The organism is Brevibacillus antibioticus (genome assembly GCF_005217615.1).
In the GTDB taxonomy this organism is placed as follows: domain Bacteria; phylum Bacillota; class Bacilli; order Brevibacillales; family Brevibacillaceae; genus Brevibacillus; species Brevibacillus antibioticus.
Genome location: NZ_SZNK01000001.1, coordinates 2,673,146 through 2,685,000, shown reverse-complemented (window position 1 = coordinate 2,685,000; position 11,855 = coordinate 2,673,146). Strand labels below are relative to the sequence as shown.

Here is an 11,855-nt window from a genome sequence, read left to right as displayed (position 1 = left end):
CAGATCAGACCCAATCTGGTTTAGGTCGAGGAGAAGAACCCATGAGTGTAATTAGAGAGATCATTGAGGGATTATTCATCGGATTTACTTCTGCGGTGGGCGTAATCGGCACATACCAAACACTGGTTTCTTGTGCAGGCCTGTTCCGCAAAAAAGAGCAAGTAACATCTGAGCCGCAAAAGACGTTTGCTGTGCTCGTGGCTGCTCACAATGAGAGCGCCGTAGTTGCTCCACTAATTGAAAACCTGAAGAAACTCGACTATCCACGTGAAATGTACGACATCTTCGTCATTTGCGACAACTGTACAGATAACACGGCAGAAATTAGTCGGGCGCATGGTGCAATTGCGTGTGAGCGTTTTGACACATCCAAGCGTGGGAAAGGCTACGGCATCGAATGGATGCTGGAGAACCTCTGGGCAAGACCTAAGCAGTACGACGCTGTCGTCATGTTTGATGCTGACAACTTGGTTGAGAAAAACTTCCTGCAAGTAATGAATGACCGTCTTTGCAAAGGGGCGCGTGTGATTCAAGGCTACCTCGACTCCAAGAATCCGTTTGATTCCTGGATTACGCTGTCCTATGCGGTTACCTACTGGTTTACAAACCGTATGTGGCAACTGGCTCGTCACAATTTGGGACTGCCGAACACTTTGGGCGGAACTGGCTTGTGCATTGAGAGCAACTTGCTCAAAGAAATGGGCTGGGGAGCAACCAGTCTCACGGAAGACTTGGAATTTGCAACACGTTGTATTGAACGCGGTATTTACCCGACGTGGGCACATGACACCAAGGTCTGGGATGAAAAACCGATTGATTTAAAATCGTCGATGCGCCAACGTTTGCGTTGGATGCAAGGGCACTACGATGTGGCAGGACGCTACATCCGTGCTGTCTTGTTTAATGGTTTGAAGTCGAGAAAGCTGGGAATGCTTGATGCAGCCTTCTACCTCTTCCAACCGATGTACGTGCTGATGGTGACAATGATGTCGGTATTGTTCTTGGCAAGATTTTTTGATGTTGGTACGTTGTCAACGGTATCCACGATCTTGCCTACGTGGCTGGTATACGGCTCTACGGCCGTGTTCTACCTGTTGCCGATCTTGGCCCTCTATTTGGATAAAGTACCGTGGAAGGGGTATTTCGGGCTCCTCTTGCTACCGTTCTTTTTCCTGACTTGGCTTCCGATTATGTTTTACGCATTCTTTACGAAGAAAAACCAAGTGTGGAGTCATACCTCTCACACACGCGCGATTCGTATCGAGGAGATCCAGCAATAGTGACGTAAACATGCAAAAACCACAGGGGGAATATTCTCCTGTGGTTTTCCTATTATCTTAAAGTAGCGAGACCGTTGCCGAATTTGGTATAATGACGTGATCAAGCAAGTAGCGTTCGCCAACGGGATTAAGGCACCAGCGCCAGACGTAGCGGTGCCCATAGGAGGAAAACAGCAATGAAGCTCGCGACAAATATTCACAACAACGACGTCCCATTGTTGTGGGGCGATAAACGATACCATACATGGAATTATCATTTAAGAGGGATTTTTCACGAAAAGATTTTCAAGGTTCCATTGGATGGCGGCTTTAGTTGTCCGAATCGGGATGGGAAAGTAGCGACAGGCGGCTGCACGTTCTGCAGCGCGAGAGGATCTGGAGATTTTGCTGGCGACCGCAGAATGGATCTGGAGAGACAGTTTCATGATGTGAAAAATCGCATGCACGAGAAATGGCCGCAAGCCAAGTATTTGGGCTTCTTCCAAGCGTATACGAATACGTATGCGCCTGTGGAGGAGCTGCGGGAGATGTACGAAGTCATCCTCCAACAAGAAGGCGTCGTCGGACTCTCCATTGCCACACGTCCTGACTGCCTGCCAGACGACGTCGTGGAGTATTTGGCTGAATTGAATGAACGCACATATTTGTGGGTCGAGCTCGGGCTACAGACAGTCCATGAGCACACAGCCCAGTTAATTAATCGAGCGCATGATTATCAATGCTACGTGGATGCTGTAGAGCGGTTGCGCAAGCACAACATTCGTGTATGCTCTCATATCATCTACGGATTGCCAGGAGAGAGCCAAGAAGAGATGATGCAGACGGCAGATGCTGTGGCACATCTGGATGTACAGGGGATCAAGATACACCTGTTACACCTGCTGCGCAAAACGCCGATGGTGAAGCAATATGAAGCAGGACTCTTGGAATTCCTGTCACAGGAAGAGTACACGAAGCTCGTTGTGGATACATTGGAAATTTTACCTCCAGAAATGATTGTCCATCGAATCACAGGGGACGGACCACCTGATCTCTTGATTGGACCGATGTGGAGTCGTAAAAAGTGGGAAGTTCTGAATGGCATTGATGCAGAACTGAAAGCACGGGATAGCTGGCAAGGAAAGTTTTTCGTACCACGCACGTAAATGACGCAACAACCAAAAAGGAGCCTTTTTAAGGGCTCCCTTTCTTTTTATAGATTGCGAATCAGATTTCTCGCACGCTTCGGGTAATTGGTGATCAGACCATCTACCCCACAGTCAATGGCTCGCTGTATTTGCCGACTCGTATTTACTGTCCAGCTCAAAACTTCAAAATGATGCTGCTTTGCTTGCTTGACTAAGTCTTCCGTCAATTGATCATAGGGGACGTGCAATTGATCAGCTCGATAGCTACTGGCTATTTCCCAAGGCTTGGCGAGTGGTCCAACATATAAAAGTCCCGTCTTTTGCGTGGCATCCAATTGCTTGATCCGTAAAAGGCTGTCGAAGTTAAACGTTGAAATGATGGTTCGCTTTGTTAGCTGATAACGTCTGATTTGTTCGATGACGAGCTCCTCTAAGTGAGGTTGATCCACGAAGAAATTTTTCATCTCGATGATGAAGCGTAGCGGTGTGTCTACAAACGCCTGAAATACCTCCTGCAGGGTTGGGATGTGGGCTTTTGGTACTCGCATAGATGAGTCTTTATCCGCTCGTAGCTGACGCAGTTCACGCAATGTGTATTGGCGCACCAAACCGGTACCATTGGTCGTGCGCTCCAAGCTATGGTCATGAATGACGACCAGCTTATTGTCACTGCTGAGCTGAACGTCCAATTCGATCCCATTGGCTTTTCGTCGGACAGCTCCTTGATACGATTCCATCGTATTTTCCGGAAACAGGCCGGAAGCGCCACGATGGGCATAGATTAGTGGGGGCACGAGGGCTTCCTCCCTTCTCGAGCGTGTAATTACCTACTACCATGATATGTAAAGGGCCCCTCGATACGACCTGACATGAGAGGCATCTGGCAGAAGTCTATCCGATTACGACGAGTACGATGACCAAAAGGACAAAGAGGACAAGGATCAGGGCAAAATTGTTATGGCAACTCACAAAAAACACCCTCCTTCTCGCACATGAAGCATCTACTCTCATGGTATGAAGAACAAGTAAATATGACTCAACAGAATGCCCACCTTATGTTTTTTTGTGCATGAGGAACGCTTTTTTATACAGATTGGCAGATGACGGCCTTGCTCGTTTTGCTACAATGAGAGAAAGAGTATTGTAGGGGGAGGATGAAGAGCGTGATAAATGTTGTAGGCGCACAGGACGCAGGCGACCTGATCATTGATCGACAAAATCGCCGCGTAAAGCTGCAAGTGTATGAATCATCACAAATCGAGCAGTGGGATCGGGTCATGAAGGAACTGGCCGAAGAGTCAGAGGCAACAAAAGTCATTGTGTACGGGAAGAAACAAGATATTCCGCAATGGCGATCGCTCGGTTACGAGCTGGAGGGAACCATCGATGGTTTTTTTCATGGGGAAAATGCACAGATGCTCACCTGCTATTTGACAAAAGAGCGGGCTTCCTCTGGTGCAGAAAAACTTGCCGAGGAAATTCTTACATTGAGCCTGTCAAAAGCGGGGAGTACGATAGAGAAATCATTACCAGAGGGATACAACCTGCGTGAAGCAACGGAGGCAGACACGAAGGAATTGGCGTGTTTGTATGGACTGGTATTCGCGACGTATCCTACACCGATGAACGATCCGTCCTACATTCGCAAAACCATGCAAGAAGGTACCATCTACTATGTCGTTGAATTTGAAGGCAAGATTGCATGTGCTGCGTCAGCTGAAGTATCCGAACGATTTGGTTCAGCAGAAATGACGGATTGCGCGACCCATCCAGACCATGCAGGGAAAGGCCTCCTCCAACCACTGTTTATCGCGCTGGAACAAAGGATGGAGGAGATGGGGATTTACTTTTTGTACACCTTGACCCGGGCACAATCAGCAGGAATGAATGTGACGGCTGCCAAGATGGGCTACGTATACCGCGGACGTCTGATTAACAATTGTACGATCTTTTCAGGCTATGAAGACATGAATATATGGGTAAAGCCACTTCGCCCGACGAGGGAATAACAGGCTACCTGTTTGTAGGATACAACTGCTGTTGCAGACGACGGGCCATCAAGGCCAATTGAAGCTGCCAGCGTTGATGAGCATCCTCCAGGCGGTAGCCTGTTTTTTCTTCAATTTGGGTCAACCGATACTTGAGCGTATGTCGATGGATATACAAGGCTTGCGAGGTCTGTAGACCGTTTCCATTCTGGGCCAAATACACTTCAAGGGTTTCGAGAAGCTGTTGATTGTATTTCGTATCATAGCGAATTAATGGTTCCAGCAATGGGTTCCACAGACGGAGCAAGCTTTCTTTTTCACGATGGTACGGAAACAAAAACTGATAGCCCTGCATATCCCGGTATCGCAAAATTTGCGGGGATTGGGCCAATAGCGGGTACGCTTGTAGAGCAAACATCGCTTCTTCGGAGGCACTGACGACGTTTGGTAATTGCTCGCAGGGATTGCTCAAGGCGATCTGTAGGGCAAGTTCAGGGTGCAGCCCTCTCCAGCGAGAAGTAAGCTGTTCCAATAGGCGTAGGCTCGTCTGATCATCCTGCAAAATAAACAAGAGGCAATGTGGCCGCTCGCGCAGCAAATAAGAGCGCTGATGACGGTCGCTAAGCCTCCGCATCAACGTTATGACACTTTGATGCAAGTCTCCAAGCATCGTCTGATCGGCTACCTCTACACGAACAGCGACACAGAGATGATGACCAGTAAGCGGGTACCCCAGCATGCGACAACGGCTCTCCAGCTCCGTATGGGTCATCTGCTGCCCATTCAGCAACTCCTCCACAAAATCCCCTTTTAACCGCCATTCCGTTGCGGCTACCGCCCTTTCCTTTACATATTCGAGTGCACATAAGGTAGAGGCATGCTGTAGAGCGACGTCATCGAGCTCTTTCCAGGCGTGCTCGGGCTTCGTTAAGGTCAACGTGCCAAAATGCTCGCGATTGGCGCGAATCGGTACACGATGCGCGATTTCCTGAGACTGATCAAGCGGAAGTGCTTCCGAACTGCCATGCTGTGTGACTTCAAAGCCTAATGCATCGACGAGCGACACGACGCCTCCGGTAAGTGCTGCAAGCTCGCCAGCAATGGCGGGAAGGCCTCCCTTGGACAGGGCAGCATCAATCATTCGGTTATGAATCGCTGAGGAATAGGCCAGCGTTTCAAATTGCCGATTCATGATCGGCTGCAAAATGGCTTTGGTTATGGTTGAAAAGTTGATCTCCGTGGGAATTTCAATCAATGGAAGTTGATAGTGATCCGCCAAGGTCAAAAACGTCTCGGGAATTTCCCGCAAATAAAAGCCCGTATGAATCGCAACGCCACTCAGCCTTTGCTTCGCCAATGAGGGGATAAAAGAAGCGAGTTTTTCTGTATGTTCAGCCAGCCCAAAGCCAGTTGTAATCAAAAATTCGCCTTCCTGCAAGCGACTCGTATCCTCCAGTACCTCTACAATGGTCACCCAACGAATCGGATTGTCCAGTCCGCCTGCTCCTGCGATTAGCCTGGTGTGAACCATGTCCGGCAGTTGTAGTGCTTCTCTTATCGTGATGGTCATCAGGCATCTCCTCCAAAAGCTCTCGGTAAAGGTTCTCTTATACAAAATGTACAAAAGATTTTGTCTCTTTTCCATGTTTTTTTGCCAGCACGTCGGATGGCTCTTGCGTGCTGGTCAGCTAGGATAGAGGTAGAGAATAAGCGAGGTGGCGACGAAAATGACGAAAAGCTATGTAATCAAGCCTGAATTGGGTAAAGAGTATCCGGTTATTTCTCACGGAAAAGGCATCTATCTTTACGATAAAGAGGGGAATCGTTACATCGACGGTTCCAGTGGAGCGGTGACGGCAAGCATTGGTCACGGTGTAGAAGAAGTGGCTGAGGCGATGTATGCGCAAGCCAAGGAAGTTTCCTTTGTGTACCGCTCGCATTTCAGCAGCGATGCTGTGGAGAAGCTGGCTACAAAGCTGGCAGAGTGGGCACCAGGCTCCCTGAACTGGACGTTTTTTGTCAGTAGCGGTTCGGAAGCAACAGAAACGGCACAAAAAATCGCGATTCAGTACTGGCAGGAGAAAGGAAGACCAACGAAAAACCGGATTATCTCCCGCTGGATGAGCTATCACGGGATTACAATGGGTGCACTTTCGATGTCTGGACACGTCTTGCGCAGAAAGCGTTTCACCTCATTATTGGCTGACTATCCGGCGATCACAGGACCATATCCGTATCGCAAACCGGAAGACATGTCCCTCGAATCGTATGCGCTTGCGTGTGCAAACGAGCTGGAGACCGCAATTTTGCGTGTAGGACCTGAGCAGGTAGCGGCATTCATCGCAGAGCCTGTCATCGGGGCTTCTGGGGGAGCGGTCGTGCCGCCAGACGGTTACTTCCAACGCATCCGCGAGATTTGTGATAAGTATGAGGTTTTGTTTATCGCAGACGAAGTAATGACAGGAGTAGGGCGCACTGGGAAAGCGTTTGGAATCGACCATTGGGGAGTCGTACCTGACTTGATGACATTGGGCAAAGGCATGAGTGCCGGTTACACGCCTATGGCTGCTACGATTGTCTCGGACGAAATCATTGAGACGATTACAAAAGGCAGCGGCTCGATTATGGCAGGACATACGTATAGTGCAAACCCACAATCTGCTGCTGTTTCTCTGGCTGTCCTCGATTATGTAGAGAAGCATCAGCTCGTCGAAAAAGCGGCAGAACAAGGTGCCTACTTGCTTGCCCAACTAAAGGAACTGGCTGACGAGCTCCCGTTGATCGGAGAGGCACGAGGACTTGGCATGCTGTGCGCGTTGGAATTTGTGAAAAACAAGCAGACAAAAGAGCCGTTTGCGCTTTCGGGGGGAGTAGGTGGGAAGGTCATTCAAAAAGCATTTGAAAAAGGCCTGCTTATTTATCCGGCAATGGGCGGGATCGAAGGAGTGGCAGGAGACGCTGTCATCATCTCACCTCCACTGACCATTACTACGGAGCAAATCGATGAGCTGATATCTCTGCTGAAAGAAGCGGTGATAGCTGTTCAGCAGGAGCTCCAGGATAAAGCACTGATCGGATAGAGAAGGAGGAACGAGGATGACAAACCGATTTGAAAAGGTCGTCTCCCTGTCCGAAGCGCTCACCCATTTTCGCGATGGGATGACGCTGTTGGCAGGGGGATTCGGTGGGGTAGGCAATCCACCTACATTGATTCAGGGAATTTTGGATAAGGGCGTGCGTGATCTGACGCTGATCAGTAATGATACTGCTTTCCCGCATATCGGAATAGGCAAGCTGGTGACTGAAAAGCGCGTTAAAAAAGTGATCGCTTCCCATATTGGCTCAAATCCGAACGCAGGGGCCCAAATGACGGCTGGAGAGCTGGAAGTAGAGTTCTGCCCGCAGGGGATACTTGCAGAGCGTGTACGGGCAGGTGGAGTCGGTCTGGGAGGCATTCTATCGGATGTCGGCATCGGGACGATCGCGGAAAAAGGGAAGCAGAAGGTCGTTCTGGATGGAAAGGAATACTTGCTGGAGACACCGCTCACTGCCGAAGTAGCTATCGTACATGCGAAAAAAGCGGATCGCTTTGGCAATTTGGTGTTTGATACAAGTGCACGCAATTTCAATCCGTTAGTAGCGATGGCGGGCGACATTACCATCGTGGAAGCGGATGAGATAGTAGAGGTAGGCATGATCGACCCGGAAGAAATCGTCACCCCGGGCGTTTTCGTGAACTTTATCGTCCAAAGTGAAGGGGTGAACTGGCAATGGGCATGGGAGAAGTAAAAGAAACAGAGAGCTATCGTGAACGTATTGCCCGCCGCGCAGCATTGGAAGTAGAAGACGGCATGATCATTAACTTGGGAATCGGCATTCCAACATTGGTTGCTGATTTTATCCCAGCTGACAAACGGGTCATGTTTCATGCGGAGAACGGCATTCTCGGTACGGGACCAAGCCCTGCGAAAGGTGAGGAGAACGCCATGCTTTGCAATGCGGGCGGTTTTCCTGTCACGCTCGCCACAGGGGCATCCTTTTTCGACAGTGCGACTGCTTTTGCCATCATCCGCCGTGGACTTTTGGACATGACGATTTTAGGAGTCCTGGAAGTAAGCCAAAATGGTGACATTGCCAACTGGATCGTTCCAGGCAAACGTGTCCCTGGCATGGGAGGAGCCATGGAGCTGGCACAAAAGGCCAAAAAGGTCATGGTTGTGACCACGCATCTGGATAAAAACGGACGCTCGAAAATCGTCCGGGAATGCTCACTGCCGTTAACCGCAACAAAAGCTGCGGATTTGATCATTACGGACATGGCAGTCATGGAGGTCATGCCAGATGGGCTGTATCTGCGAGAAGTCATGTATCCATACAGTGTCGCTGACGTGATTGGAGCAACGGAAGCCGAGCTCAAGATGGACGGAGAGGTTGGCGTTTTCCGCTAAGCAAAGACAAAACCATGGAACGGGGGAAAAACATGGCAAACTGGCAGGTGCTTATACGGGAGCAATTGGAAAAAGATCGCGAGGCCGCTGTTCAACTGCTGCAGCAATGGGTAAAAAGCCCGAGTGTACAAGGAGAAGAGCAATCCATCCAGCAAAGCATTGCAGAGCTTTTAGGGCAGATGGGGCTGGACGTTGACGTATGGGTCATGGAAGGCGAAGAGCTGGTGTCACATCCGTATTTTGTTTCCCCGCGTACGACATTTGAAGGCAGCCCGAATGTCGTCGGTGTGTGGAAGGGACAAGGAGATGGTCGTTCCATCATTCTAAACGGACACGTGGATGTAGTGCCCGCAGGGGATCTGGCACAGTGGGGCGATGATCCGTTTAGCGGGAAGGTTGAAGACGGCAAGCTTTACGGGCGCGGAGCAACCGACATGAAGGGAGGAAACTTATCTTCGTTGTTGGCGATCCAGGTTCTACAGAAGTTAGGTGTGCAACTGAAAGGCGACGTCATTTTTCAGAGCGTTGTAGAAGAAGAAAGTGGCGGTGCAGGTACATTGGCGACGATCATTCGCGGTTACAAGGCGGATGCTGCCCTGATTCCAGAGCCGACCAATATGAAAATTTTCCCGAAGCAGCAGGGCTCCATGTGGTTCAGATTGACCGTCAAAGGGCGTTCTGCTCACGGAGGGACCCGCTACGAGGGAGTCAGCGCCATCGAAAAGAGTATGCTCGTCGTTCAAGCCATTGGCCAATTGGAAAAAGAGCGTAACGATCGACTCGACGATCCGCTCTATGCCAAGCTGCCCATTCCGATCCCGATTAATCTGGGGGTGATTGAAGGTGGCAAGTGGCCTTCGTCTGTAGCTGACCTCGTCAAGCTGGAAGGAAGGATGGGGGTTGCCCCGGGAGAACAGATGGACGATGCCAAAGCGGAAATGGCGGCAGCACTCAAAAAGCTGGCAGAGATCGACCCGTGGTTTGCAGAACAGCCTGTCGAGCTGGAGTGGTTCGGCGCTCGGTGGGTTCCGGGAGCGGTGGAGCTCGATCATCCGTTGATGGATATTCTGCACGCGCAGTTTGAAGCTGTGACAGGAGATCGTGCCATTGTGGAAGCATCGCCTTGGGGAACAGATGGGGGTTTGTTGACTGCTTTGGCGAATACGCCAGCGATTGTTGTCGGACCTGGAGTCACACAGGTTGCCCACTACCCGAATGAATACATCGTCTTGGATGAGGTATTCCGTTGCGCTGAGATCTTTGCGCTTACGTTATTGGAATGGTGCGGAGTGGCTGAAAGCGTGAAAGAGTAAAAGTATATCCAAATATTTCAAAATTAAGACAGGAAGGCTCGCGCATGAGGGAGAATGATTGGGAGGAGAACACCAATCAATGGGAGTGGGGATATGCCGATGAAAAAAACGTGCTTTATCGGGGGAGAGTGGGTTCAAGCCACTGCTCATGCACCGCTACTCTCTCCTTGTACAGGTCAAGAGATTGCACAAATTTCGCAAGCAGACTCATCATTGGTTGAAAAAGCAATTGCTGCAGCCCACGAAGCAACAGCCGTCATGCGGCGTCTTCCTGCCTATCAACGAGCCTTCCTGCTTGAAAAAATCTCCATTTTGATGAATGAACGTTTAGAGGAAGCGGCGCGAATCATCGCAATAGAAGCGGGGAAACCAATCAAAACAGCTCGTGGTGAAGTAATTCGAACCATTCAGACGTTTAAGTTTGCGGCAGAGGAAGCCAAACGCCTCCACGGAGAAACCGTACCACTCGATGCAGCTATCGGGGGAGAGGGACGCTTGGCTTATACTGTGCGTGAACCACTGGGAGTCATCGGGGCCATTACACCGTTTCATTTTCCGATGAATCTGGTCGCCCATAAGGTCGGACCTGCTCTCGCTGCTGGCAATACTGTTGTTCTCAAGCCTGCATCGCAGACGCCGCTTAGCGCATTGTTTCTGGCAGAGCTAGCAGAGCAAGCAGGTGTGCCTGCTGGAGCCCTAAATGTGATCACGGGCAGTGGAGCGAGTGTTGGGGATAAAATCGTGTCTGATCCGAGAGTCAGGGCCGTGACCTTTACAGGGAGTCCGAGTGTTGGGCTGGATATCCGCAATCGAGCGGGCATGAAAAGAGTCACGCTGGAGCTGGGCTCGAATTCGGCTGTGATCGTTGATCGTGATGTGCAACTGAATGAAGTGATACCCCGATGCGTTTTTGGCGCCTTCGCCTACTCTGGGCAGGTATGTATCTCTGTGCAAAGAATTTATGTAGCTAAAGAGATCTATCAAGATTTCATCCAACATTTTGTTAAACAAACACGAGAACTTCGTGGTGGTGATTCGCTTTCTGAGGATGCGGACTATTCCGCGATGATCAATCCACGGGAAACAGAACGTGCGTTGGAGTGGATTCATGAGGCGCTCCAGCAGGGGGCGCGTTTGGCGTGTGGGGGGCAGGTCGTTGATCGGATGCTCCAGCCTACGGTGTTGACGGATGTTCCGGCAGATGCAAAAGTATCTTGTCAGGAAGTATTCGGCCCTGTCGTTCTGATAAATCCAGTGGAGTCTGTCCGGCATGGGATTACATTGGTCAACGATTCCCGCTATGGATTACAGGCTGGTGTCTATACCAACAATCTGTCTTTGGCTCTGGAAGCGGCAGAAGAGCTGCGCGTGGGCGGTGTGATGGTGAATGATATTCCGACTTTTCGCGTGGACCATATGCCCTACGGTGGCGTAAAGGAGAGCGGACTTGGTCGGGAAGGGGTCAAATACGCGATCGAAGAAATGACGGAATTGAAACTCGTTGCTATCAAGCGATAAAGGAATTTGGGAAAGAGCTCTTGCAAAATTAGTAGAGCTGTGATATAGTATGTATTGTTGAAATACGGAGGGATACCGAAGTGGTCATAACGGGGCGGTCTTGAAAACCGTTAGAGTGCAAGCTCACGCGGGTTCGAATCCTGCTCCCTCCGCCATAAATACAAATGAACCGACTCCAGTT

At 50.1% G+C, this 11,855-nt stretch carries 11 protein-coding genes and 1 tRNA gene; 9 read left to right on the top strand and 3 right to left on the bottom strand.

The features are described 5' to 3' along the window. Positions 1-41 precede the first annotated feature (41 nt). Together E8L90_RS12380 and mnmL are read left to right on the top strand one after the other, a co-directional pair. A complete protein-coding gene (locus E8L90_RS12380) occupies positions 42-1,280 on the top strand; it encodes a glycosyltransferase family 2 protein (RefSeq protein WP_137029663.1) in 1,239 nt (412 codons plus the stop codon). A 176-nt stretch (positions 1,281-1,456) separates the two neighbouring features. Next, positions 1,457-2,425, top strand: coding sequence for a tRNA modification radical SAM protein MnmL/YtqA (gene mnmL / locus E8L90_RS12375; RefSeq protein WP_137029662.1), 969 nt, complete (start codon positions 1,457-1,459; stop codon positions 2,423-2,425). A 47-nt stretch (positions 2,426-2,472) separates the two neighbouring features. On the opposite strand, the gene E8L90_RS12370 is transcribed toward mnmL, so the two are convergent. Then, a complete protein-coding gene (locus E8L90_RS12370; RefSeq protein WP_137029661.1) occupies positions 2,473-3,201 on the bottom strand; it encodes a glycerophosphodiester phosphodiesterase in 729 nt (242 codons plus the stop codon). 97 nt (positions 3,202-3,298) lie between these two features. Beyond that, on the bottom strand, positions 3,299-3,418 hold the full coding sequence (locus tag E8L90_RS31370) for a YjcZ family sporulation protein (RefSeq protein WP_137029660.1): 120 nt from the start codon (positions 3,416-3,418) through the stop codon (positions 3,299-3,301). Between the two features lie 143 nt (positions 3,419-3,561). On the opposite strand from E8L90_RS31370, the gene ablB reads away from it, so the two are divergent. After that, a complete protein-coding gene (ablB, locus tag E8L90_RS12360) occupies positions 3,562-4,416 on the top strand; it encodes a putative beta-lysine N-acetyltransferase (protein ID WP_137029659.1) in 855 nt (284 codons plus the stop codon). A 4-nt stretch (positions 4,417-4,420) separates the two neighbouring features. Here ablB and E8L90_RS12355 read toward each other — a convergent pair whose 3' ends face one another. Then, a complete protein-coding gene (locus tag E8L90_RS12355) occupies positions 4,421-5,965 on the bottom strand; it encodes a PucR family transcriptional regulator (protein ID WP_137029658.1) in 1,545 nt (514 codons plus the stop codon). 157 nt (positions 5,966-6,122) lie between these two features. Here E8L90_RS12355 and E8L90_RS12350 point away from each other — a divergent pair, with 157 nt between their 5' ends. The 6 genes from E8L90_RS12350 to E8L90_RS12325 all read left to right on the top strand — a co-directional run bounded on the left by E8L90_RS12350 (position 6,123) and on the right by E8L90_RS12325 (position 11,829). After that, the gene (locus E8L90_RS12350; protein WP_137029657.1) at positions 6,123-7,475 is read left to right on the top strand and encodes an aspartate aminotransferase family protein; all 1,353 of its coding nucleotides are present in this window, start codon (positions 6,123-6,125) and stop codon (positions 7,473-7,475) included. Between the two features lie 16 nt (positions 7,476-7,491). Then, on the top strand, positions 7,492-8,184 hold the full coding sequence (locus E8L90_RS12345) for a 3-oxoacid CoA-transferase subunit A (RefSeq protein WP_016739694.1): 693 nt from the start codon (positions 7,492-7,494) through the stop codon (positions 8,182-8,184). After that, positions 8,166-8,843: a 3-oxoacid CoA-transferase subunit B gene (locus E8L90_RS12340; protein WP_069852430.1), complete on the top strand. Its 678-nt coding sequence runs from the start codon at positions 8,166-8,168 to the stop codon at positions 8,841-8,843. The genes E8L90_RS12345 and E8L90_RS12340 overlap by 19 nt, the downstream gene beginning before the upstream one ends. Before the next feature lie 32 nt (positions 8,844-8,875). Then, positions 8,876-10,156 carry a peptidase gene (locus E8L90_RS12335; protein ID WP_137029656.1) on the top strand — a complete coding sequence of 427 codons (1,281 nt, stop codon included), beginning with the start codon at positions 8,876-8,878 and terminating at the stop codon, positions 10,154-10,156. Between the two features lie 99 nt (positions 10,157-10,255). After that, complete coding sequence (locus E8L90_RS12330; RefSeq protein WP_208759425.1) at positions 10,256-11,674, top strand: aldehyde dehydrogenase family protein; 1,419 nt, start codon at positions 10,256-10,258, stop codon at positions 11,672-11,674. Between the two features lie 66 nt (positions 11,675-11,740). Further along, positions 11,741-11,829: transfer RNA gene (locus tag E8L90_RS12325), tRNA-Ser, on the top strand. Positions 11,830-11,855 lie beyond the last annotated feature (26 nt).